This is a genomic window from Ruficoccus amylovorans, assembly GCF_014230085.1.
In the GTDB taxonomy this organism is placed as follows: Bacteria; Verrucomicrobiota; Verrucomicrobiia; order Opitutales; family Cerasicoccaceae; genus Ruficoccus; species Ruficoccus amylovorans.
The window spans coordinates 1-21,555 of sequence record NZ_JACHVB010000014.1 but is presented as its reverse complement, the minus strand read 5'-3'; the positions used below and the strand labels follow the sequence as shown (position 1 = coordinate 21,555).

Below are 21,555 nucleotides of genomic sequence, written 5' to 3'. Positions count from 1 at the left end.
TGGTCGAGCGAAGGATACGCTCCTCAAACTAACGCATTCATATAAGGTGGTGGACGTATGACACGCCACTCCTCACAGATGCGCCAACGCGCCGAATCTTACTTAAAGACGGCGCTTTCCCGCCCTGATGCCTCATTTCGCGACGGCCAATGGGAAAGCATTGAGCAGCTCCTACTCAGAAACCGCGTTCTCGTCGTGCAGCGCACGGGCTGGGGCAAAAGCATGGTCTACTTCCTCGCGACCAAGCTCTTGCGTGAAGAGGGGGCGGGCCCGACACTGCTGATCTCTCCCCTCCTCTCACTCATGAGGAACCAGATCGAGGCGGCAGAGCGCATTGGTGTGAGAGCCCGCACGATCAACAGCTCGAACGATGAGGAGTGGCCACAGATTCTAAGTGAGGTGGTGGCGAATCAGGTGGATATTCTGTTAATCTCACCGGAACGATTGGCCAACGACGCTTTTCGCCAGAATGTTCTGGCGAAAATAGCCAGCAACATCGGGCTTTTCGTGGTCGATGAGGCGCATTGCATTTCCGACTGGGGACACGATTTCAGGCCGGACTACCGCCGGATCGTGCGGGTGCTTCAGGCGGTTCCATCGAACGTGCCGGTCCTGGCAACGACAGCCACCGCCAATGACCGCGTCGTAAACGACGTTCAATCGCAGCTTGGCGAAAAGATTGTCCTGCAAAGAGGAACGCTCGTTCGCAAGAGCCTGAAGCTCCAGAATATCAACATGCCCAGCCCGGCGGCCCGGATGGCCTGGCTGGCGAAGACCATCCCCACTCTCCCCGGAAGCGGCATCGTTTACACGCTGACAAAACGCGATGCGGATCGCCTCGCCGAGTGGCTTTCGATCAATGAAATTTCCGCCAGGGCATACCACGCAGACAAGCCTGACCGGGAAGCACTGGAGCAGCAACTCCTGAACAACACGATCAAGGTGCTGGTCGCAACGGTTGCTCTGGGGATGGGTTTCGATAAACCGGATCTGGGGTTCGTCATCCACTTTCAGCGCCCCTCATCTGTGGTTCACTATTACCAGCAGGTTGGCCGGGCGGGTCGTGCCGTCGATGAAGCCTATGGCATTTTGCTTTGCGGCGAAGAGGACGACCCGATCGCGAATTTCTTCATCGGCAATGCGTTCCCGCCCCAAGAGCATATTTCTGAAATTCTCGGCGCGTTGGAGGAATCCGAGAACGGGCTTTCCGCCCCGGAAATGCAACGTGAGCTGAACCTGAAGCAAAGCCAGATTGAAAAAACCATCAAATACCTGACTGTGGAGTCCCCCTCGCCGATTACAAAGATCGGCACCAAATGGCAGGCAACAGCTGCCGCCGTTCATTATCAGATCGATCAGGCAAACGTGAACGCCATCACCGCGATCAGGCGGGCGGAGCAGCAGCAGATGCGCGCCTACATGGCGCACACCGGTTGCCTGATGGCGTTCTTGCAGGCTGCGCTGGATGACCCTGCTCCCACGGCTTGCGGCCAGTGCAGAAACTGCAACCCCGCGCTACTGCTGGATGAGACCTACGATGACGACTTGGCCAATCGGGCCGGGCTGTTTCTGCGCAGGAGCCATCAGCCGCTTACGCCCAGAAAAAACTGGCCCGCCAAGGATATGTTTACTCAATCTCCTTTGGGAGGATATCGCATCCCGCAGGATCAACTTGCCGAAGAAGGCCGCGCATTAAGCCTTTGGCGTGATGCCGGATGGGGGCTGCTTGTTGCCGATGGCAAATACCAGACTCATCGATTTGCCGACCAACTGGTGAGCGCCTGCGTGGAGATGCTGCAGGAATGGACTCCTGATCCGGCGCCCCAATGGGTAACCTGCATCCCCTCGCTGAGCCACCCCGAACTAGTGCCCGATTTTGCGGCAAGGCTGGCAAAAGTGTTAGGCATACCGTTCGTCGCAGGCATTGAAAAAATACAGGCGAACAGGCCGCAGAAAGAGATGGTTAACAGCTACCAGCAGGTCAAAAACCTGGATGGTGCATTCAACATAAACCTGGAGCCCAAAGACTACCCGCCCTGCCTCCTGGTCGATGATATGGTCGATTCCGGATGGACTTTCACCGTGGCATCGGCCTTGTTGCGACAGGCGGGATGCTCCGCCGTGTATCCCATGGCCTTAGCCTTAAACAGCCCGAGGATGGACTAAATGGAAAACGACTTTTTAACAGAAGATACAAAAGCGGTGATTCTGCTGTGCGGGGTGTTCGGGAAAGACCGTTCCGTCAGTCCGCTGACGTTGACGGAGTATTCCTCGCTCGTGCGTTGGCTCATCGGGGAGAAAAAACGCCCGGCTGTTTTGCTAAGGCAAGACGCTCTTGCAGAGGTTTCCCTGGGCACAGGCATCGACAAACAACGCCTCAACTCCCTCCTTGGTCGGGGCGTGCAACTCGGATTTGCCGTAGAGGAATGGCAGCGCAACGGTATCTGGGTGCTCAGTCGGAGCGATCTGGACTATCCTGCCCGCTACAAACAACATCTTAAAGATAAGGCTCCCGCGTTGCTGTTCGGAGCCGGAGAGCGTTCCTTGTTGAGTGGTGGCGGACTGGGCATCGTCGGCTCTCGCAATATCGATCAGGCCGCCGAAACCTTCACCCGTGAAGTTGCCGAACTGTGCGCGTACAACCGCATGCCAGTGGTATCAGGGGGTGCCCGGGGGGTTGACCTGATTTCGATGAACGCGGCACTTGAAGCCGGCGGCGTCACGATAGGCATACTGGCCGAGAACCTCTTGAAGAAAAGCGTGGAGCGCAGTGCCCGCCGGGCCATTGCGGAGGGCCGACTCCTGTTGCTCTCGCCCTACCACCCTCATGCGCGTTTTACCGTGGGAACGGCCATGGGCCGAAACAAGCTGATCTACGCGATGGCGGATTACGGCTTAGTCGTCAGTGCCGAGCATAAAAAGGGTGGTACCTGGGCCGGAGCCGAAGAGGAGCTTTCGCGGAAAAACGCACGACCGGTCTTCGTTCGAATGGATAAAGACGTGCCACGGGGAAACCACGAATTACTCGACCTTGGCGCATTGGAATGGCCGCACTCGATAGAACGCGAGGATTTGAGATTGAGCTTGAGCAACAGCATTGCCAACGCCTCTACGGAAAGGCCCTCAGAGCAGCCCTCACTGTTTGACTTCATGTCTAGCGAGGACCTGTCTGCCCCGGATAAATCACCACAATCCGACGAAACGGTGCATGACAATCCAATTCCTTCGCAACCAATCCATAGCATAGAGAAAGGACCGACTTCGATTTATGAGGCGGTGTTGCCTGTTATCCTTAGCAAGCTGAAATCCCCGACGACAGTTGAAGAGCTCACCCAAGATTTGGATGTAAACAAAACCCAGCTAAATGCCTGGCTGAAAAAGGCAGTCGCTGAAAAGGTAATTACAAAGCTGACCAAACCGGTACGTTATAAAAGATTAAAGTCGTAATAGATGCTCATCCCACCCGAAGACTCCGCCGATTTTTTACGCCATTACAAGGAACTGCTGACGCTCGTCGCAGGGGCTCCCCTCAATGGCACAAACGACTGGGCCGATGCCCGGGACACTCTGATCGAGCAGTGGGAGGACTTCAAATCCCGCGACAGTATCGCTTCCAATCCGCTTTACCCGGTGGTCCCCTTCGCCGTGCACGGGAAGTTCTACTTCCTCAAGCGCTACAAAAAGTACTGCGCCATGCAGCACATCGACTCGGGCAAGTTCTACGCCGTGCATTCCCTGACCACACCGCTGGAGGAAATGATGCCCGAGTACTGTCTCATCGAGGCCTGCCTCTACCCGTTCCGGGGCGTCATCCTTTGCGATGGTCTCGTGCGCGGCTATAATGTGGCACTGGGCAAAAACATGGTGGCGGAAATCCGTGAAGCCTTCACGACCGCCAAGCGCAACGGTGCTCTGATTCACGAAATCACCGTTCCCGCCAGCGACGAACCCGCGGCGAAAGCAGAAAAAGAATCACCGGCCCGCACACGCCCCCTCACCGTATGCGAACTCTCTAAGGAGCGGCTCAGAAATTTAGAAAAAATCCCCGCTGCGGAACTGGCCGCGTTTATCAATCACATGGCTGACGGCAACGAGACGATTGCCCAATTCGCGGAGATGTTTCTCAAGCGCGACAACCCCCAGGAACTCGCCTCGGAGTTGCGTGGGATGATCGATGAAATCGCCAATACGTCCGACTTCATCGACTACTACGCCAGCGACGGCGTTGCCCGGCAGCTGGACGACATCCTTGACGTGATCGAACGTGATCTGATCCCTTCCGATCCTACAGTCGCCCTCTACACCCTGCACGATTTCATCCAGTCGGACACTGCGGTCATGGAGAATGCGGACGACTCCAACGGCTCCATCGGCATGACCTATCACCGTGCCTGCCAGTTGCTGGGCACGGCCTCAATCGCCGCAGACAAACCCAAGCTCGCCGAGGAGATATTCTTCGACCTGTACGAGGGAGACGACTACGGCACCCGCAGCCGACTCATCGACGAAGCCCCCAGCATATTCAGCGAAGACTCGCTCCAGCAACTCATCCAGGAATGGCGCGAGCGAACCGCCAAGGAAGACCCGAAAGCTTACGGCGGAATCGGCCATCGCCTGGCGAGAATCGCCAAGAGTATCGGCAACCCTGAGCTTTACGAAGAAGCCTCTTTGCGCGGACAGCCAGTCAATGAGGCCCCCTTCGTGGCACTCGACGTTGCGAAGGTCTACCTAACCTGCGGCAAACCGGAGATCGCCCTGAGCAAAATTCCGGCTGAACACACTTGTCCCCATCATTCCACGCGCAGTGACCTGCTAATTGAAATCCATGAGGCGCTCGGCAACACAGAAGCCGTTGCTACCGAGTACTGGAAGCGGTTCGAACAGTCTGCATCGTTCGAGTCTGCACGACACTACCTCGACAACATCCCTCCATCTGAGCGGGACGAAGCAAGCAAACGCATGCGTTCGGTCGTTCTCGAGGGAAATTTCAGCCCGCTGACCAAGGCCACGTACTTCGCCCGGACTCGTGATCTGGCCACCGCCGCCGACATTATCGAGAACAACGCTGACCGCATTGAGGGCGAATACAGCGCCTCGCTTCTCGACTTCGCCAAGCCGCTGGGCAAGCAATACCCGCTCGCCCTCAGCATTCTGTACCGCGCCAACCTCAACCCCATCCTCGACCAAGGCTCGTCAAAGTACTACCGCCACGCCGCCCGTTACGCCCGCAAGCTTGAAACATTAGCCAAACGCATCACCGACTGGAAAAACGTCACCCCTCACCAGACCTATTGGCTCGGTATCGAGCAAAAGCACAAACGCAAGCGTAGGTTCTGGGAGGAATACAACAGCCTGGCAAATTAAGCGTTTATGCCGTCAGAATAGCGTACGCCTTTTCGCCACCGGCAACGTATGAGGCATCGATACGACGATCCAAGGTGACCAGGCTTCCTTTGTTTTCGACCGCCAGAGCCAGCAGATACAAATCAGTCAGGTGCTTTGAGTCTGGCAACCGCTTGAACCGCTGCTCATCCATCAGCGACACGCTGTCCGGCCAAAACACGTACCCCGGTTCCGCGCACAGACGCATCAACAAACGCCGGGCTACGAGCGTATCAGCAGGGCCGTTGGGATAGTTGCGATGCCCGAAAATGCGAATAAAACCATTTTCAGTTAACGGGCACGTCGCCCACCCATCCCGATGCTTCGCCAGAAACCAGTCCACCACCTTGTCGTGATGCTCATGATGGGGGTCCAGCACCGCAATGAGCATATTCACATCCAGCAAATACATCTCAAATGCCCTCGTCTTCCATCAGTTGGTACACCGATTCGGAGCTTACGCGTCCTTTTTCAACTCGTTTGAACTGTGGCAAGCCGCGCGGACCGATTTCAATCTGTTCATCCTGCTTTTTCTCCAGCTCAGACGACGGGAAAACTTCGCGACGCAACGCATGCTCGACCAAAGCCTTCAGTGTCGTCCGACGTCTCGTCGCCACATGCTTCGCCTCCAGCAACAAGTCATCCGAAATATCCAAGGTCGTCTTCATATGGGTCACTATATGGTTTTACGGTCAAAAAGCAAGCACGCGCCAATGACGCCCCTCAGAACCACAATCCTGAATATTCGGTAGCCCAAATTGAGTAGCGGAATCCTCGCGATAAGGCAAATCGCCCCCCCCCTTAAAAACACTTAAGTTATTTATAGACAGATAATTGCAAACTGCACGCTCCCCTCTGAATTGTGGTTCTCCGGGTTCGGAGCAAGCCGGGGACTTAACCCCATTTTTTCCAAGTGCGTAAGCATGTCTCAACAGAACCACAATTCTGGCCACAGAAGACAAAGCACATAAGCTCCAGACAGAGAGCGGCTTACACCTAGTTCGAAAAGGCATTATCACTTCTCAACTCCCACCGGGGACATCTATTTTTTCTTAAAGTCCCCGGAATTCTCCGTTTTGGAGGCAAAATTCTCGGCAGGTTCTCTCCTCTGGCACTGCCGGAACCACAATCTGGGAAAAAACCAAGGCCGTTCCAAACTCTCTTCGGATTTCAGCCAAAAGGGATCTTAATCCGTATAATCCCTCTCTGGCACATTCAAAGAACGAAGCTCGTCGACAGTCATTTGGGTGAATTGAATCTCTGCTTGAACTGTAAGCCGGAACTCAGCGGGCTTTGATAGGCTGTCCGCATACACCTTTCCATTAATCTCAGAAACTCCATTGTTTCGTGTTCCGATGTAAAACACCTCTGACCAAACCTGCCTTCCAGGCTGAAGATCATAACAGTTAATTTCGATCGACGTACGCTCACCCTTGGTAGAAATCTCAACGATCCCTGGTTCCCGCCGTATTGCAGCCCCAACCGCCCCTATCACAGGAGTAGAAATAAATGATCCTTTTCTCCGGGGCCGTTCTGGGACTTCGCACTCATCAAGAGCAAATACCCCGTCATCATCAGCCAAAACAATCTCAACACGGACATTCTTAGCCGACACCTCGCCAGTATTCTGCACAGAAAGCCTCACTGGGCGAAACAAACGCCTCACATATTCATAATAAGCAAGTTCCCGATAGAACTCGCTGTTTATAGGTTCCCTAAAAGCATTTCCGAGGTCAAAGGTTAGTCCCCCATACGTAGACGTAGTAGCCCGAGGTTCAATCAATGGAATGTCATCATCATCAGGCATTTGACAATATTCGCCTCTTAATGGAAACGCCAATCCTATCGAGACATCATAGTCGGGCTCCGCAAATAAAATATCGATCTTTGTATTCGGCGTCGACTTTTCAGACCCCATTAATGCGATCTCATCCGGCGACGCAGGATGGGAAGGATCAGTCGAGCTTCCACGACGAACATAAACACAGTCTCTCTTGAGCTTTCCATAATCCTTCTTCAAATAAATTGGTCGCTGTTGCTCGGCGATAACAATGACCCCAACTTGCTTTTCGCTGAAACAATATGCTTCATACCTGAAATGAACAGGACGGTTGGTCTTGGTATTCACAAATTGCTGAATATCATTATCACTTAAATGCTCACATTCAGCAATACCAACAACCTCACTTTGCCCTCCACGAATCTCTTTTACACCTATCAAAATATAGGCATCAAGACCTGGTCTTCTCGCATTACAGAAACCCAATATATCTTTGAGGAGTTCTGACTTTTGCGTATCAGAAACATCTTTGAACGGATACTGTTGACATTTAAAATCTAAGAAAACGCTTTCTTCTTCGTATAACAATCGCCGAAAAGTAATATCATCCATCACCGAAAAAATTAAAACATTTATGAATAACTAAGGTCGAGATTTAGTCTCTCCGCAAGTAGAGCTTAGTATATCTTCCTCCATATTTCCCAAATTGATAAAGGACTTTACTCCAGTCAAAGGATTGCTGTGGAAATTTCTCACGAATAAAATCCTTGGCTTCCGCTACGGAAAGTTTTCCCCACTCGCACTGTTTATACAATTCCCAAGCGCAATTTTTCTCAGTCATTACCTCAGACTCTTCCTGCCCGATAATCCACAAACGGTACGTGCTTTTCTCAACCTCTGGAGGGCTTGTAGGAATCCTTAAAGCATTGCGAACAAAACGGTCGTGGATTCCTTGGTGCAACTCTCTTAAGTAAAACGTAACAATCGCCAAGGCGCAGTTTCTATCTGTGAATATCTGTGAAAGAATGGCTTTGTTCTTCTCAAAATCGACTCCGCAATACCATTCCAGGTAATTATTGAGGATCTCCCGATGATCCCTCCAACTGCTAAGTTCCACGACGAACTCATAGTCCATTCTCCTAGCGGGCATGAATCCTGAACCTTGATGCTGGGTGTACCCAGTTACAGAAAAGACTCCCATGGTGATAAATAATCATTGAGTAATTGACACGCAGGCCAATGGCAAGCTGCTTCTCCAACCACACGAGTGGTTGCGGTCGCATCAATACTCCGCTCGTGTCACCACATCGCCCAGCTTGCCTGCTTTTTTGTAGATGGCATCCAAGTCGACATACACCTGTTCCCCTCGGCAGTTAACCGCAGAGGCGACCCCCACCAGATAACGCAGCTTTTCGCTCCCGATCTCCAGAAGGATGGCCACATGCCCGTCCTTGAGGTGCTTTGCTAATTCAGGGATGACTTCAACCTCATCGAAATCATCCTTTTCCTCATTGTAGACATAGTTGGGCCAAGCTCCCTTCTCTTGATCGGAATAAATCATAAAGAGGTTCCCGTGATCAGGGTCTTCTCGCCGTTGGACGCCAAGCTCCGTTGATTCTGCCCAGGCAAGAAACGCCTTTTCATCTTTTACTCCAAAATAGTTGCTTCTGGTTGTTGCATAGTAATCCGCCATATTTTTACCTCTACAAACCGCTCCACTGAGCAGCTTGTTCTCATCATTTGAAGAACAAGCTGTGCCATCACCCAATTCCCATCGAGAAATCAAAAAATGAGCAGGACGCACCTACTCCATAAACGAGTAATACCCCTGCCCTTCTGGATCCACCTCTGCTCGTCCCAGAATGACATGGTCAAGCAGCTGGATATTCAGCAACTCCCCGCACGATTTGAGGCGTTTGGTCAGTACCTTATCGGCATCGCTTGGGGAGGGATCCCCACTGGGATGATTATGCACGACTATAATGTTGCAGGCCGAGCCCACAATAGCCGGGCGAAACACCTCCCGAGGATGGATCAGGCAAGCTGAGGCCGTGCCCAGATGGCACAAAAAGCGTCCCATCGCCTGTAGGCGGGCATCCAGAAGGATCACCCAGAGCTGCTCCTGGTCGATACGGAACTCTATCGCGCCCTTCATGTACGCGACAACGTGTTCTGGTACATTCAACTTCGCGTGATCAACCGCGATATCGGTATCCCGGTAATGAATCTCCACTTCCCGGATGTACATCATTCCCACCCCCCGAACCGTGCCAACGTCACCCGGTTATCGACGACAACGGGGATATCCCCCTCTTTACGGATATCATCTTGAAACGAGGCAATGGCCGACTGGACCTCGTCTTCGCTGTCGCAGGGCGAGGCTGCACCATAACCGGACGCTTGAAAAGAGACGGACGTGTACGTCTGTTCTTTCTTAACGCTGGGATGATAATGATGACCGTCGCTGACGGTGATGACGACTTTCTTGTTCATAGCGCCCACCTCCGCTCAAGCCTTTCACGAGCGGCCTTTGTGTATTGCGGGTCCAGCTCAATCAGCAGGTACTCCCGACCGCTTAGAATGGCAGCCTCTCCCGCGGTCCCCGATCCGGCGAACGGGTCCAAAACCATTCCACCCGGAGGGGCGTACGTCTGAATCAAGGGCTGGAATGTTTCCACCGGTTTTTGTGTGGGATGGAGTCGGTTGCCCGTGTATCGCCAAGGCAAGAGGTCACAGAGCGGTTGTTCGGGAAGCTTCGGTCGTCCTTTTGCCAACAGGAATGCGCACTCATGGTACATGGCTGTGTGCCGCTGGCTTGAGGAGTATCGCTTACAGGCGGTAAAATGACCGACTCGACGGAACCCGGCCTTTTCCCAGGCAGAAATAAAATGTTCCACCGCGCTCCACCCGTAAAAGCAGACGCAGTAACTGTTGTTTTTTAGCACGCGATAAATTTCCTCGAAGGCAGGCTCCACCCAGTCAGCGTTGGTATCGTTAGCAAAGGAGCGTTTATCCCGGCTGTGATAGTTGACCAGATACGGGGGATCGGTGATGACGAAATCCATGCTTTCATCCGGTAGTGTCCGCATCACATCGATGCAGTCTCCGCAAATGACTTTGTTGGCGGCAAAAGCCGGGCAACACGCTTCCAAGTCCTGCGAATTCCATGCGTCCCCTGTCGGGGCATGGGTTCTTTCTCTCGTTGTTTCCTGAATCATTCAGCACACTCCGCTCGCCGCCCTTCGAGGGGGTAGCTTGCGTTCACGGGAGCACGCAAGCACCCTGCCCTGCCGACAGGAGAACTTTTCAGGCAACCGATCAGGATGAGCAATCCACGGTTGAGCCGTTCAGCGTGTTGTTGAAAGAAGCGGCTTCGACGCCTTTCCACTGTCCGATCATCCGGGATGGGAACGTGAACACCCATCCGGTAATCTTCCTGTTTTTGGCGGATACGCGCCATTTCGCCCACTTCGAAGGCGAGCCCACGGGGTAGCAGGTATCGGATGAATTCCTGCCGTTCTTCAGGCGTCAGTGCGATTTCAACGCCATAGTGTGCGAGCACGGTATCGAGTCGCTCTTCCACATCGGCAGCGTCGAAGGGAAACTCCAACTGACTGCGGATGTATTCGATGGTTTGGTGGATACGGTATTTTCTCATATTTGTTCGCCTCGGTGACGCCCGTCTCATGCGGGCATCATCTGCACCAGCTCAAGATGATGCTCCATGAGCCCCGAGGGCGCAGACGCGAACGATACCTTGCGAAGCTTACCGTATATCCACCGACCATGTTCTTAGCAGACGCATCTGTCAAAATAGTTGCCTAAAGCTCATCAGAGGACACCATTAGTAGTAGGGTTGAGTCAAAAAATGTGCAAACCAGCTGGATATCCACAAACTGACGGGGCCGAGCAAGATGCAGTGACCATGCTGCTTTCTAGCTTGAATGCAGATAAGGTTAAGGCAGATATCCGGACCCGCGATAAGTATCCTAACGTCGATGGGACTTTAGAGATTGTCGATAGCGAACGGAAACCGGAGGGGAAATTTGATGTTCAAATACGCAAAGCTTCAGCTGGTTGTAGCAGCTACAACTGCCCAATTTCATTGTACGCATACAGCAAAGTTTCTTCACTTCCCTTGCTTCTTATAGCGGTCGACACAGCAAACAAAAAGGTAATGTGGCGTCATATCTTCGGCGGCATGCCTGAATATAGAGATGGTCAGCAATCTTTTACAGTCAAGTTTACCGCAGATGATGAGATAGGCAGGTCAGAGGCTTACTTGAACAGATGGCGATTAATAGTTCGTGATTATAATGATCGAATTCAAAAATACCCCAAACTTGCAGCAAGAGTTTCTCGGGATATTGATCTTGATAACATAAATGACTTGGATGTTCAGTACTTTAACAAATATGCCAACGAACTAAATTCCCTGCTTGAGCGCGATTTTCAATCAATTCGATCTCGTGTGCTACCTCCGGCTGCACGCTATGGAATCGGCATAGCCAATACCACAGCGAATAAAGTAGAATACCAACATCACCGAATTGCGTTTGGGGCTAGGCAACCAACTGTATTCCGTATTGAAAGCGCATCCTCAGATTCGATTTTTGATGATCCTTCAGCTGTAGCCTTTAATTGGGCACAGCGCTCTTCACTTAAAAATCCGCGGGAAGAAGCACTTAAATTCTTAAGACTTCCAATTGAGAAATCGCTAAAGAACTATCAACTCGTCGTTCATGGTCAAGACGCTGCCTGTAATATTCTTGCTCAATTTGTGGAATGCTTCCCTCACGTATTTGGCATCAATCCGACAGGAGAATATAGCCTCAAGGAACTCCAGGATGCCTACTACCAGACATTGCCGGAAGCATGTGCTCGCTACCTTCCCCTTCCCGAGGGTTCTGAGAATGATCATGTAGGACAAATATTTCTTTGGCAGATGGAAGAATCACTTAAAAAGACTCGATATCTCCGTTTGACACACATACCCCCTCTTTCAAGTTACAGTATAGATTCGGGGGGGCTACCTGTGCAAGCCTATGAAGATTCCTTGAAATACCTATTGGCTGCTGGCGTTGAAAAGGTTGTTAATCCTTGGGAAACGCTAGGACCCCGAGACGGAGACTGGATTTGGTCATTTGCTGACAAGGCAAAAATGATGAGCAACCTACGTAAATTGTTCCAACGACTAATTGCCAACTATAGTGAGTTCGTCAGGGGAAACGAATTTTTCTTATCCCAATCAGCCTATCTGGATAACTGCACATCGATCATATTCAACATAGTAAGCTCAAAGGGTTCCGGGGTAAATGATTGCCCCATGATCGAAGAATATCACATTCCAAACTCAACATTTGAATACCCCAAAGTTACCACACTAATTGATGGTGGCTCGGGAAGACTCGACCATCATCCTTCTAAATGGAGAGAATTAACTCTTGATGGCAGGAAGCACTCTCCATCATATTTTTCCCAGAGTTCTGCCGACTGGCCTTTTAGACGTTGTCCATATCTCCACGGCCTTTATCGTCTTCTGGCAAGTGACTTGAATGCTCAGTACGGATACAGTTTTCATATAGATTGAAAAAACGATGGATTTCCAATACGCGCAAAGTGACTGATTGCCCCAAGACCGGACTGAATTTCCATCTAGGCTACGTTATCCTCGTCTCTTTGTACACCACCGCAAAAGCCACCCGCTGCTCAGACCACATCGGAAGTTTACAAACCGGCAACAACCGCTTGAGACTCAACTCCGTCTCCCCGTCCTCCAGCGACAACAATTTCTCCTGCAAATCAGTAGCCAGCAAACGCAGGTTCATAATGCGTGAGATACGTCCCCGGTCCACGCCATAGCGGGCCGAAAGTTCCGAGTACCCCACAACGTCCTCCTCGCGAAGCATATCCTCAAAGCGAATCGCCAGCGCCATCAATCGACTCAGGCGAACCGGGGAACGTTCTTGGCATATCGGCGTGGTTTCAGCGTGCCGTCGTCTGCGCGACTGAAATAAAAATACGCTGCGGACATTCCCGCCGTCATTCGTTTTCGAGCAATGCATGGATACCTTCCTCCTTCCAGATAATTTCCACCTCGCCTGCCTCACCGTCATAGGCAATACGCTCAATCAGCAAGCCCAACAGATCGCAACGCTCCGGCGTTGTCAGCTTTTCCCAGACCGGATGAAACAGGCTTAACGCACGGATGATGCCGTTTCGGTTCAAACAGTTCCCCTGCAGGCGTTCAAGACGAACCGAGATCGACTGCAACGCCAACTCGCAGACTTTGCGCTTATCTTCCAGCAAGGAAAACTCAGCCGCGCCCATCTGTCTCTCGATCGCATGCTGAATCTCCTGCTGGAGCTTACGGTACTGCTTTTGCATGTTTGCCAAATCCTTCTCGCAAAGTTTGCGAGCCTTTGACTGGCGGGAAAGAAACGCATCAATAACCTCCTCCTGAAGCGCAGGATCTGAGCCAAGCCCACGGATCCGCTCGACCACGAATGCTTCAATCTCACCGGCTACCACTGACTTGGACGGACAGACCGACCAGGACTCTTTCATCGCCCGCTGGCAGACATAGTAGCGATAGACCTTGTCTGATTTTTTGCTTGAAAACGTATGTGTCATGGCTGTTCCGCAATGACGGCACGTGAGCAGCCCCCGCAGCAAGGCATCGTGCTTGTTGCGCACACGCACGCCACCATTGCGATCATTCGCTTTGAGCTGGTGTTGCACCGCCTCAAACACCTCCTCGGTTACAATCGCCTCATGCGCCCCCTCGACCGTCTCGCCTTCATAGCAAACCTTGCCGACATAGGCGACATTGCTCAGCAGTCGATGGAGTCCGTTCTTATTGATTGGCCCCCCGCCAGAGCTATTGCCCGAACGCGTCACCCAGCGCTTCAAGCAAATGCCCTCCTCCTGCAAACATGCCACCGTTCGGGTAAGCGAGCGCTCCTTCAGATACAACTCAAACATCCGGCGAACTTGCTGCGCCTCCAACTCGTTTACCACAAGAGCCCGTTCTTCCCGCGAGACATCATAGCCCAATAGCGGACGTCCCCCTACCCAACGCCCCTTACGCCGAGCAGAGGCCATCCGGTCTTTGGTGCGCTCTGAAATCTGCTCACGCTCAAACTGGGCGAAGCTGATCAAAATCCCCAAGGTCAAGCGCCCCAGGCTGGTTGAGGTACTGATCGGTTGGGTGACGCTGACAAAGATGACGTCGTGCTGATCGAAGCATTCAATCAATTTGGCAAAGTCCAGCAGGCTTCGGCTGAGCCGGTCCACCTTATAGACCAACACACAGTCAATACCGCCCAAGCGAATGTCCACCAGCAAACGCTGCAAGCCCGGACGCTGCATATTGCCCCCCGAATATCCGCCATCGTCATACGGGTCGGGGAGGCAAAGCCACCCTTCCCCCTTCTGTGACTTGATATAGGCTTCGCCGGCCTCACGCTGGACGGTCAGGCTGTTCATGTCCTGATCCAGACCCTCGTCGACAGACTTGCGCGTATAGATGGCGCACCGAAGCGGTTTGGTTGATGCTGGCGCGATCATTTGAGTTTAAAGAATAGAAATCCGTTGTAGCTGCCCCCGGTCACTTCACGAGCGATAGCCGAAAGCGACTTGTACCGTTTGCCCTCGAATTCGAAATCATCGGCCCCTACCGTGACACGAATTTGCCTGTCGTTGTATTCACGAATCAATACCGCTCCCGGGACCGGAAGACGGCTGTCATGGGTGGGAGAAAAGCGGTACGCCTTTTTGCGTTTCGAAACCTGCGCGGGTAATTCCACCGCAGGCAAACGGGTAATCACATCCCGCTCATCAGCCAGTCTGATTGCCAGTTCCCTCGCCGATGCGGAAATATCCCCCGTCGTCTTCGCCTGCGTTCCCCAGAGGATTTTTCGCACCAGAAAGGAACGATTCCGCGATTTGCTCGGATATCCCATCACCGCTAAAAAGCGCTCCCGCAAAGCCCCAACCGAAAGCCGATCAAGCTCACGAGCTAAAACCTTTAAATCTATTTTTGATACTATCTCCTTCATCTTGAGCATATCCGCTTGGGTTCGCAGGGGGCGCAAGTCCTTTCCCAACCGTTTTCAAACTTTCCCTAAGGAAGAACCACAATCCCCTGCCGTTACACACTTAGCGGCGGAAACGAGACGGGGATTTCAAAATACTGAGCAGAACTCATATCCGGTTGTGTCGAGAATCCCGAACAAGACGGTTCAGTTCATTGCCTGGATCCTCGGACTCCATCGCAACTGAATTCACATCCATGCCTTCGGGCAATTGCAGTCGGTACGACAGAATTCCCCGCTTACGCAACAAACCCGCCGCCTTGCTTGCGCCTTCATCTCCGGCCTTATCGGCATCATAGGCAAGCATCACCTTGCGCACACCGGCCTCTGCAATCTGCTCGACAAAGCGTCCCTTCAAGCCTCTGGCTCCATAAACTGATAATGTATTATCAAAACTGTAGCTGTGCAGGGTCAGTGCATCGAGAATCGACTCACAGAGGATGATGCGGGATTCATTCAACGCGTCTGGATGAAACAATGTCGTATGGGGAAATGGTAGATAGCGGTGCTTGTTGGCATCCCCCAGGCTGCGGCCATAAAGCTGACTGACCTTGCCTGATACATCATAGACCGGTACGGTGACACGACCGTAGTACGTATCGCTCCCCTGTTTTCGCATCAATCCCAGTTTCAACAGATGATCGATCTCAGCAGGCATGGACTGAGCCAGATAGCCTGACGCATACCCCAGCGAGAACCGCTCAACCACCGAGTCGCTGATTTTTCGTTTATGCAAGTACGCCAGCGCAGCATCACTACCCTGCAATTTCGACTGGTAGCTGTTCACGACCCGTTCCAGCAAGGATTGGTCAGTCTCCCGCAAAGCCTTTCGTGCAGTTGGTAACACCGTCCTGACAGGGGCTGGCAAAGGATTCGAGCCTCCGGCGTACTCTCGCACGCGATCAACCGCATCAGAAAAGGAAAGGTCGTAGAGCTTTTGTGTCAGTGTGAATACATCACCGCCAGTCTGACAGCCATAGCAATAGAACGAGTTGTCATCCCAAACGTAAAACGACGGTGTCGCATCCTCATGTAAGGGACAATGGGCACGCAACAAATGGCCTGCCGGTTTGAGTTCAATCCCCACATTTGCCAGATAGTCCGAAAGACTCACCCGGTCTTTGAGCCTATCCAGCTCTTCACGCTCATGGTAGCTCATCGGAGATCACCTCCTCCTCTTCCCACAGAGCGATGAGTTTCTCACGATCGGCTGCCTCATCCAGGCGGCACAGCCCAGAGACCAGGATTGAAACAATCGTGGGATGAACGATCTTCTCCTCCCTGCTCTCGCTCGCTTCCATACTGATGAAGCGGCGGAACCATGCGTATTATTTCAGAAATACTTCCGGACATGGTCCTGATAGAGCTGCGCCCGTTCACGCAGTGCCTGTAACTGGCTCATCGACAATACTGCGTACGGCAGGCTCTCATCGCTCAATGTACGGTCGAGGTAATCGGGGGTCACCTCAATCCCGCACGACCGCAAGGCGGCAGCCGCATCCATGGCGGAGAACCCGCCACGTTTGGCCAGGAACCGAACAACCGATTCGGGAGTAAATCCCCAGAACCGTACCGGGTGGTTATGCATCAGCACCTCAGCCTGGTCATCAAGCCCGTTACGGTAGGCTTGCGCCAGGGCATCGTGGAGTCCCCAGACCGCAACGTCATGGAAGTCCAGAGCGTCCCGGTTACGGGTTTTTAGCGTCGGTACGCCCAGGATATCGCGGGCGATGGCATCAAGTGTTTGTTTCATTGCACAGGAGTAACCGGCAATGATTCATAAGCTCTGCTCCGAATCGCTGGGGAGTATCGGGGCCTTCCGCTATCGTCTTTCGCTAGTTGGCAGAAAAGTCCGGCAACTCCTCCTCGTCATCCTCGAGCACGAGGTCATCATCGGCCAAGTCGAAGACCAGCTCCCGGCATTCCCATTTAAAATACCGCTCGAAATCGGCGACATTACGTAGCTCGGGCCAGGTATCTTCAACGGTGCACCAAGCCATAAATTCCTCATCGGCGATGTCCCGCCAGTGCTTTTCTACATAATACCGGAATTCGTCGTCGCTGCCGGTGGCATTCTCTTCCATCAGATAGGCATTTCCCGTCAGGTCATCCGGCCCCCACTCCGGCTCATCCTCCAGCGTTGCACACGAGTTCGCCCACTCGATATAGGCTTTTTTCGGCGTAATAATGACCACACTGCGATTGATAGAGGGAAACATGCCAGCTTGTATGCCCGCTTCACGGCCTTCGGTCAACACGGCAAGAATTCCAAGCCCCCTTGACAAATTCATCTAATTCATCCATTTTAGACTAAAGTTAGCCATGAGAACCATTAGCGCCAACGAAGCCAAGCAGTCTCTTGGACGTGTGCTGGACACCGCACAAGTCGAGCCGGTCCTGATCCAGCGTCACAACCGGGCGGCGGCCATTGTCATTTCTCCAGACGAATACGACCGCCTGCGGGCCTTGAATTTGCGTGAATTTGACGAGTTCTGCGATGCCATCGGCTTGCGGGCCAAAGAAGCCGGGCTGACGGAAGACAAGCTTCAGGAACTGCTGAGCGATGAGCGATAGCAAACGCTTTGTCATCGACAGCAATCTCCTCATCAGCCGACTGCTCCTGCCGGATTCGGCATCTGCCCGGGCTGTTCGCTGTGCCCTCGCCTGCGGAACGCTGCTCTTTTCAAAGGAGAGCCTCACCGAATTGGGTCAAGTCCTGCAAAGGCCGAAATTCGACCGCTACCTCACCCTGCCCGAGCGAAGGCACTTCCTGCTCCTGCTTCACCGTATCGGCCAGGAGGTGGTGATCACCCGCCGGGTTCAAGCCTGCCGCGACCCCAAGGACGACATGATTCTGGAGGTCGCCCTAAACGGCCAGGCTCACGCCATTATCACGGGCGACAAGGATTTGCTCGTCTTGCACCCCTATCTTGGCGTCCCCATCCTGACTGCGGCACAATTTCTGGAAACCTACGGGTCTGACGCCGCCCTCTGATTGCTCCCCTTTCGGGCTCGACTCCGCCAAGGCTTGCCCGCTGTGTGCGTGGCATGGATAACGGAGAGGAGAAACTAAAAATCGTCCGGGAGAAAATTGACGCTGACGTTCTCAAAATTTTGGCATGGGCAGCCATGTTTGAAGGCATGGATCAGGAAACGGCAGCCGTTGTAGAAATCCCCAGCCACGCCCTCGGCGAAGCCGGTCGGTCAATTCGCCAAGCCGTACTTTCTATTCAGGAGCACTTGGATGATCTCGACGCGGAGTGAGTAGCTGAAGCCAGTTCAACCACCCGCTCTGGATAGCCATGCTCTAACAGGATACGCAGTTGTTCGGATGGAGGCACACCTTCGGCAGAACATCGGCGCATGTAGTGCCGGACATGATGGACCAGGTTTCCGGCGAAACGCGAACGAGCCTCATCGTAGTACTCCAGCAAATGTCGTCGGTCGGCCAATTCGAACACATGCCGAAAGACCGGCAACTTTGCCAGCCATGCGGAGAGCCGTTGTTTCAGGTTCTCCGGTAGAAGCAGGAAGACGAAACAGGCTCCTCCGATCAGGTACACCAGAGCAATGTCAATCCCCTGAAGGACGCCCAACAGGATTCCCAATGTGATAAATATCCAGCCTTGGCCAACGCCGGAGTGCATCAGCGCAATGACTTCCCCGGCCAGCGATTGCACGAAGGGAACGAAGTACAGCCCGGTCAACAAGGTGACACTGACACCTGAGGCCATGTACATCGCCCAGTCCCCGGCCCGTTCCACGTTCAGCAAAATGATGAACAAGAGCATCACGGAGAATGCGATCTCCAAATCCCAGTAGGCTGTCGAGCCCATCTGAATCAATTGCGGGATAAACTGCACGCCCGCGCTGCCGCTATCCAGCAACGGCTCAATCCGCAAAATCGGATGCAACCAGTAAAACATTCCCCAGGCCGGAGCGATCGCCAATAACCACCGTCCCGTTCGAAGCGCACGGCTGGCATGAGCTGTTTTGCCGGACAACAAAGAGCCGCTGGCAATCCCTGAGCCCCGGTTCGCGTAAGCCAGCGACCAAAGCCAGACCGGAGTCAGCAATAAGGCCACCAGCCCGATGAAGCTCGCCAGGTATCCGCACGCATGCAGAAGCGCGTCCCAACCGCTCATAATGAACAGTTGCTGTGAAATCAGCCCCGTATCCCCCATGAGCGAAAACAGGGTCTGGTCCACGCCGGATCCGTACAGATGTGAACCTTGTCCGGTAATGTTTGGAACCACCGTCAGGACGATTTCCACGACCAGTTGCAGAACAGGCAATCCGGCCAAGGCGAGAGGCAGGGTTCGTGGATAACGCATCAGCCGGATAAATTTCTCGTAGAGGTGGTCCAGGACAACCGGGATCCGCTCCAGCTCGTCCAGTTCATGGAGCTTACGCAGGCGCAGGACAACAAAGCCCAGCGTAAGGAGAATGACCGTCGTGACTGCCCCCAGTCCCCACGCAACGATTCCCTCGGGCAGGAACGGACGTAATACCGCCATCAGACCCAAGGGCAATGCCAGCCACAATAGGTAGCTGTCTGCCAAGGCCTCTCCCAACGCGTCCCAGTACCGCCGGGCATGGTTGCCATGATGATGGGCGAGCATGGACAAGGTCAGAGCCAGCAGGATGACGGCTGCCATCACAAACAGAGCCGAGTCCACCGCGATTGCCAGCCATTCAATCAGCCGGTTAAACACGCTGAGGAAAAATACGCAGAAAATCGCCAGGAGCCCGATCGTCCGTACTGCTTTCATCCAGCCGTATGCCAGGGGCTCCCGAAAGAACAGGCTTCCCAGGCTTCGTTCCCGTACCGGCAACCGCCAGGCGGCATAGATGGCGCAACCGGCCAACACGAGCAGTCCGATGGAAAACAGAATCCATGACAGGTGGATGGAGGCATCAAGCCGCACCACCAGCACATACCAGTCAAAGACAAAGCCCACACTTTTGCTCAATCCTTCTGAAGCGAATTCCGCCAGATGGACCTGGCGTGACCTCCTAGAATCGTACCATTGCGTTTGAGACCCTGGCGGGTAGAACCCGACCAGAAGTATGAAACGAAAGAGATACACCGAAGAGCAAATCGTGGCGCTCCTGCGCGAGGCAGACGAAGGCCGCAGCGTGGACGATGTTTGCCGCGAGCACAATGTGAGCAAAGCGAGCTTCCATCGTTGGAAGAGCAAGTACGGACAGATGGAGCTGCGCGATGTGAAGCGTCTGAAGGAGCTTGAGCGCGAGAACGCCGAGCTGAAGAAACTGGTGGCCGACCAGCTTTTGAACATCAAAGTACTGGAGCAGGTAAACGCAAAAAAATGGTAAGCCCGGGGCACAAGCGCGAAGCGGTGCGCGAGGTGGCCGAGTCGGGAACGTGCTCGTTACGGGCCGCCTGTCGGTATCTTCGTCTGCACTGGTCGAGCTTCTGCTACCGGGCTAAAACCGCCACCGACAAGATGGTTCGCCTCGTGCGTGCGATCATCGCGGTGAGCCGGACCAACCCGCGCTACGGTTATCGTCGCGTACGAGCGCTGCTGGCCAACGAAGGCTGGCAGGTCAGCCGCAAGCTGGTACAAAAGGTACGCCGGGCTGAAGGGCTGGGCGTGAAGCCGCCGCGCCCCCGGCAACGGCGTCAGGGCAAGTCCACCGGCAAGATCCCGACCGCGGCGACGCATCCGCGGCACGTGTGGAGTTGGGACTTCGTGGCGGATCGCACCGACAATGGAGCGCCTCTGCGGGTGCTCAGTCTGATCGACGAGTTTACCCGCCAGTGCATCAGCCTGACGGTGGCTCGCGGGCTGAAGTCAGCCGACATCGTCGCGGCCTTGGACAAAGCCATCGCCAAGCACGGTGCTCCCGAGCACATCCGTTCCGACAACGGGCCGGAGTTTATCGCTACGGCGACCAAGGACTACCTGGAATCCAAACGCATCAAAACCCTCTACATCGAGCCGGGCTCGCCCTGGCAAAACCCTCACGTGGAGAGCTTCCACAACCGCCTGCAGGACGAGTGCCTCAAGCAGGAGTGGTTCCTCTCCCTGACCGAAGCGCGCGTCGTCATCGAAAACTGGCGACGCAAATACAACAGCCAGCATCCGCACAGCCGTTTGGGCTTTATATCCCCCGACGCCTTTGCCAAACTCTGGCATCAAACCAAGGCAGTGCTTGGCTCCGTTCGCCCTACGGGCTCACTGCACCAAGCACTCCCGCAAACCATAACCCAACCAACATAATCCTACCCAGCCAGCGTCTCATCGCTCTGGTACGAAAAGTGGGGGCCGACCA

General features: G+C 53.7%; 26 protein-coding genes. 9 read left to right on the top strand and 17 right to left on the bottom strand.

From position 1 onward, the window contains the following. The first annotated feature begins 57 nt into the window (after nt 1-57). Genes H5P28_RS04640 through H5P28_RS04630 form a run of 3 tightly spaced genes read left to right on the top strand, consistent with a single transcriptional unit; the run spans nt 58 to nt 5,364 of the window. On the top strand, nt 58-2,166 hold the full coding sequence (locus H5P28_RS04640; protein WP_221773356.1) for a RecQ family ATP-dependent DNA helicase: 2,109 nt from the start codon (nt 58-60) through the stop codon (nt 2,164-2,166). After that, nucleotides 2,167-3,447, top strand: a complete 1,281-nt coding sequence (locus H5P28_RS04635; protein ID WP_185674550.1) for a DNA-processing protein DprA — start codon at nt 2,167-2,169, stop codon at nt 3,445-3,447. A gap of 3 nt (nt 3,448-3,450) precedes the next feature. Further along, a complete protein-coding gene (locus H5P28_RS04630; RefSeq protein WP_185674549.1) occupies nt 3,451-5,364 on the top strand; it encodes a DUF6880 family protein in 1,914 nt (637 codons plus the stop codon). 4 nt (nt 5,365-5,368) lie between these two features. Here the strand turns inward: H5P28_RS04630 and H5P28_RS04625 are convergent, their stop codons facing one another. From H5P28_RS04625 to H5P28_RS04585, 9 genes are all read right to left on the bottom strand, one after another. Continuing rightward, nucleotides 5,369-5,794 (bottom strand): TA system VapC family ribonuclease toxin, encoded by a 426-nt coding sequence (locus tag H5P28_RS04625; protein ID WP_185674548.1) that lies wholly within the window; start codon nt 5,792-5,794, stop codon nt 5,369-5,371. Between the two features lies 1 nt (nt 5,795). Continuing rightward, a complete protein-coding gene (locus tag H5P28_RS04620) occupies nt 5,796-6,050 on the bottom strand; it encodes a hypothetical protein (protein WP_185674547.1) in 255 nt (84 codons plus the stop codon). A 518-nt stretch (nt 6,051-6,568) separates the two neighbouring features. After that, entirely contained in the window at nt 6,569-7,774 is a 1,206-nt protein-coding gene (locus tag H5P28_RS04615; RefSeq protein WP_185674546.1) for an AlbA family DNA-binding domain-containing protein, read from the bottom strand. A 43-nt stretch (nt 7,775-7,817) separates the two neighbouring features. Further along, entirely contained in the window at nt 7,818-8,363 is a 546-nt protein-coding gene (locus H5P28_RS04610; protein WP_185674545.1) for a hypothetical protein, read from the bottom strand. An 81-nt stretch (nt 8,364-8,444) separates the two neighbouring features. Beyond that, nucleotides 8,445-8,855: a hypothetical protein gene (locus H5P28_RS04605; RefSeq protein WP_185674544.1), complete on the bottom strand. Its 411-nt coding sequence runs from the start codon at nt 8,853-8,855 to the stop codon at nt 8,445-8,447. A 111-nt stretch (nt 8,856-8,966) separates the two neighbouring features. Continuing rightward, nucleotides 8,967-9,413 carry a JAB domain-containing protein gene (locus H5P28_RS04600; RefSeq protein WP_185674543.1) on the bottom strand — a complete coding sequence of 149 codons (447 nt, stop codon included), beginning with the start codon at nt 9,411-9,413 and terminating at the stop codon, nt 8,967-8,969. Further along, the gene (locus H5P28_RS04595; protein WP_185674542.1) at nt 9,410-9,655 is read right to left on the bottom strand and encodes a hypothetical protein; all 246 of its coding nucleotides are present in this window, start codon (nt 9,653-9,655) and stop codon (nt 9,410-9,412) included. The genes H5P28_RS04600 and H5P28_RS04595 overlap by 4 nt, the downstream gene beginning before the upstream one ends. Continuing rightward, the gene (locus H5P28_RS04590; RefSeq protein ID WP_343075468.1) at nt 9,652-10,314 is read right to left on the bottom strand and encodes a DNA methyltransferase; all 663 of its coding nucleotides are present in this window, start codon (nt 10,312-10,314) and stop codon (nt 9,652-9,654) included. Before H5P28_RS04590 ends, H5P28_RS04595 begins: the two co-directional genes overlap by 4 nt. Nucleotides 10,315-10,376: 62 nt before the next feature. After that, complete coding sequence (locus H5P28_RS04585; RefSeq protein WP_185674540.1) at nt 10,377-10,820, bottom strand: hypothetical protein; 444 nt, start codon at nt 10,818-10,820, stop codon at nt 10,377-10,379. Between the two features lie 210 nt (nt 10,821-11,030). On the opposite strand from H5P28_RS04585, the gene H5P28_RS04580 reads away from it, so the two are divergent. Beyond that, nucleotides 11,031-12,752, top strand: a complete 1,722-nt coding sequence (locus tag H5P28_RS04580; RefSeq protein WP_185674539.1) for a hypothetical protein — start codon at nt 11,031-11,033, stop codon at nt 12,750-12,752. A 70-nt stretch (nt 12,753-12,822) separates the two neighbouring features. On the opposite strand, the gene H5P28_RS04575 is transcribed toward H5P28_RS04580, so the two are convergent. The 7 genes from H5P28_RS04575 to H5P28_RS04545 all read right to left on the bottom strand — a co-directional run bounded on the left by H5P28_RS04575 (nt 12,823) and on the right by H5P28_RS04545 (nt 17,516). After that, complete coding sequence (locus H5P28_RS04575) at nt 12,823-13,227, bottom strand: hypothetical protein (RefSeq protein ID WP_185674538.1); 405 nt, start codon at nt 13,225-13,227, stop codon at nt 12,823-12,825. Then, on the bottom strand, nt 13,205-14,731 hold the full coding sequence (locus H5P28_RS04570; protein WP_185674537.1) for a recombinase family protein: 1,527 nt from the start codon (nt 14,729-14,731) through the stop codon (nt 13,205-13,207). Before H5P28_RS04570 ends, H5P28_RS04575 begins: the two co-directional genes overlap by 23 nt. Further along, the gene (locus H5P28_RS04565) at nt 14,728-15,231 is read right to left on the bottom strand and encodes a DUF2924 domain-containing protein (protein WP_185674536.1); all 504 of its coding nucleotides are present in this window, start codon (nt 15,229-15,231) and stop codon (nt 14,728-14,730) included. The genes H5P28_RS04570 and H5P28_RS04565 overlap by 4 nt, the downstream gene beginning before the upstream one ends. A gap of 136 nt (nt 15,232-15,367) precedes the next feature. Continuing rightward, nucleotides 15,368-16,417 carry a CHC2 zinc finger domain-containing protein gene (locus H5P28_RS04560; protein WP_185674535.1) on the bottom strand — a complete coding sequence of 350 codons (1,050 nt, stop codon included), beginning with the start codon at nt 16,415-16,417 and terminating at the stop codon, nt 15,368-15,370. Further along, nucleotides 16,404-16,559, bottom strand: coding sequence for a hypothetical protein (locus tag H5P28_RS04555; protein WP_185674534.1), 156 nt, complete (start codon nt 16,557-16,559; stop codon nt 16,404-16,406). The genes H5P28_RS04560 and H5P28_RS04555 overlap by 14 nt, the downstream gene beginning before the upstream one ends. Before the next feature lie 32 nt (nt 16,560-16,591). Continuing rightward, nucleotides 16,592-17,011 carry a DUF6900 domain-containing protein gene (locus tag H5P28_RS04550; protein WP_185674830.1) on the bottom strand — a complete coding sequence of 140 codons (420 nt, stop codon included), beginning with the start codon at nt 17,009-17,011 and terminating at the stop codon, nt 16,592-16,594. 82 nt (nt 17,012-17,093) lie between these two features. Beyond that, nucleotides 17,094-17,516 (bottom strand): hypothetical protein, encoded by a 423-nt coding sequence (locus H5P28_RS04545; protein WP_185674533.1) that lies wholly within the window; start codon nt 17,514-17,516, stop codon nt 17,094-17,096. Between the two features lie 64 nt (nt 17,517-17,580). On the opposite strand from H5P28_RS04545, the gene H5P28_RS04540 reads away from it, so the two are divergent. Genes H5P28_RS04540 through H5P28_RS04530 form a run of 3 tightly spaced genes read left to right on the top strand, consistent with a single transcriptional unit; the run spans nt 17,581 to nt 18,522 of the window. After that, nucleotides 17,581-17,832 (top strand): type II toxin-antitoxin system Phd/YefM family antitoxin, encoded by a 252-nt coding sequence (locus H5P28_RS04540; RefSeq protein ID WP_185674532.1) that lies wholly within the window; start codon nt 17,581-17,583, stop codon nt 17,830-17,832. Further along, complete coding sequence (locus H5P28_RS04535; RefSeq protein WP_185674531.1) at nt 17,822-18,253, top strand: putative toxin-antitoxin system toxin component, PIN family; 432 nt, start codon at nt 17,822-17,824, stop codon at nt 18,251-18,253. The genes H5P28_RS04540 and H5P28_RS04535 overlap by 11 nt, the downstream gene beginning before the upstream one ends. Nucleotides 18,254-18,306: 53 nt before the next feature. Next, on the top strand, nt 18,307-18,522 hold the full coding sequence (locus H5P28_RS04530; RefSeq protein ID WP_185674530.1) for a hypothetical protein: 216 nt from the start codon (nt 18,307-18,309) through the stop codon (nt 18,520-18,522). Here the strand turns inward: H5P28_RS04530 and H5P28_RS04525 are convergent. Next, on the bottom strand, nt 18,489-20,231 hold the full coding sequence (locus H5P28_RS04525; protein ID WP_185674529.1) for a hypothetical protein: 1,743 nt from the start codon (nt 20,229-20,231) through the stop codon (nt 18,489-18,491). The two genes, H5P28_RS04530 and H5P28_RS04525, sit on opposite strands and share 34 nt — an antisense overlap. Before the next feature lie 97 nt (nt 20,232-20,328). On the opposite strand from H5P28_RS04525, the gene H5P28_RS04520 reads away from it, so the two are divergent. Together H5P28_RS04520 and H5P28_RS04515 are read left to right on the top strand one after the other, a co-directional pair. Further along, nucleotides 20,329-20,595, top strand: coding sequence for a transposase (locus H5P28_RS04520; protein ID WP_185673679.1), 267 nt, complete (start codon nt 20,329-20,331; stop codon nt 20,593-20,595). Then, a complete protein-coding gene (locus H5P28_RS04515) occupies nt 20,589-21,503 on the top strand; it encodes an IS3 family transposase (protein WP_185673678.1) in 915 nt (304 codons plus the stop codon). Before H5P28_RS04520 ends, H5P28_RS04515 begins: the two co-directional genes overlap by 7 nt. Nucleotides 21,504-21,555: the final 52 nt, after the last annotated feature.

What these genes read in the sequence shown, in the direction of transcription:
- H5P28_RS04610 (WP_185674545.1), bottom strand. Translation starts at nt 8,363, where the DNA reads ATGGGAGTCTTTTCTGTAACTGGGTACACCCAGCATCAAGGTTCAGGA.
- H5P28_RS04595 (WP_185674542.1), bottom strand. Translation starts at nt 9,655, where the DNA reads ATGAACAAGAAAGTCGTCATCACCGTCAGCGACGGTCATCATTATCAT.
- H5P28_RS04570 (WP_185674537.1), bottom strand. Translation starts at nt 14,731, where the DNA reads ATGATCGCGCCAGCATCAACCAAACCGCTTCGGTGCGCCATCTATACG.
- H5P28_RS04565 (WP_185674536.1), bottom strand. Translation starts at nt 15,231, where the DNA reads ATGCTCAAGATGAAGGAGATAGTATCAAAAATAGATTTAAAGGTTTTA.
- H5P28_RS04635 (WP_185674550.1), top strand. Translation starts at nt 2,167, where the DNA reads ATGGAAAACGACTTTTTAACAGAAGATACAAAAGCGGTGATTCTGCTG.
- H5P28_RS04625 (WP_185674548.1), bottom strand. Translation starts at nt 5,794, where the DNA reads ATGTATTTGCTGGATGTGAATATGCTCATTGCGGTGCTGGACCCCCAT.
- H5P28_RS04515 (WP_185673678.1), top strand. Translation starts at nt 20,589, where the DNA reads ATGGTAAGCCCGGGGCACAAGCGCGAAGCGGTGCGCGAGGTGGCCGAG.
- H5P28_RS04580 (WP_185674539.1), top strand. Translation starts at nt 11,031, where the DNA reads ATGTGCAAACCAGCTGGATATCCACAAACTGACGGGGCCGAGCAAGAT.
- H5P28_RS04615 (WP_185674546.1), bottom strand. Translation starts at nt 7,774, where the DNA reads ATGGATGATATTACTTTTCGGCGATTGTTATACGAAGAAGAAAGCGTT.
- H5P28_RS04550 (WP_185674830.1), bottom strand. Translation starts at nt 17,011, where the DNA reads ATGAAACAAACACTTGATGCCATCGCCCGCGATATCCTGGGCGTACCG.
- H5P28_RS04575 (WP_185674538.1), bottom strand. Translation starts at nt 13,227, where the DNA reads ATGCATTGCTCGAAAACGAATGACGGCGGGAATGTCCGCAGCGTATTT.
- H5P28_RS04605 (WP_185674544.1), bottom strand. Translation starts at nt 8,855, where the DNA reads ATGGCGGATTACTATGCAACAACCAGAAGCAACTATTTTGGAGTAAAA.
- H5P28_RS04555 (WP_185674534.1), bottom strand. Translation starts at nt 16,559, where the DNA reads ATGGAAGCGAGCGAGAGCAGGGAGGAGAAGATCGTTCATCCCACGATT.
- H5P28_RS04585 (WP_185674540.1), bottom strand. Translation starts at nt 10,820, where the DNA reads ATGAGAAAATACCGTATCCACCAAACCATCGAATACATCCGCAGTCAG.
- H5P28_RS04530 (WP_185674530.1), top strand. Translation starts at nt 18,307, where the DNA reads ATGGATAACGGAGAGGAGAAACTAAAAATCGTCCGGGAGAAAATTGAC.
- H5P28_RS04600 (WP_185674543.1), bottom strand. Translation starts at nt 9,413, where the DNA reads ATGATGTACATCCGGGAAGTGGAGATTCATTACCGGGATACCGATATC.
- H5P28_RS04535 (WP_185674531.1), top strand. Translation starts at nt 17,822, where the DNA reads ATGAGCGATAGCAAACGCTTTGTCATCGACAGCAATCTCCTCATCAGC.
- H5P28_RS04620 (WP_185674547.1), bottom strand. Translation starts at nt 6,050, where the DNA reads ATGAAGACGACCTTGGATATTTCGGATGACTTGTTGCTGGAGGCGAAG.
- H5P28_RS04560 (WP_185674535.1), bottom strand. Translation starts at nt 16,417, where the DNA reads ATGAGCTACCATGAGCGTGAAGAGCTGGATAGGCTCAAAGACCGGGTG.
- H5P28_RS04630 (WP_185674549.1), top strand. Translation starts at nt 3,451, where the DNA reads ATGCTCATCCCACCCGAAGACTCCGCCGATTTTTTACGCCATTACAAG.
- H5P28_RS04520 (WP_185673679.1), top strand. Translation starts at nt 20,329, where the DNA reads ATGAAACGAAAGAGATACACCGAAGAGCAAATCGTGGCGCTCCTGCGC.
- H5P28_RS04640 (WP_221773356.1), top strand. Translation starts at nt 58, where the DNA reads ATGACACGCCACTCCTCACAGATGCGCCAACGCGCCGAATCTTACTTA.
- H5P28_RS04540 (WP_185674532.1), top strand. Translation starts at nt 17,581, where the DNA reads ATGAGAACCATTAGCGCCAACGAAGCCAAGCAGTCTCTTGGACGTGTG.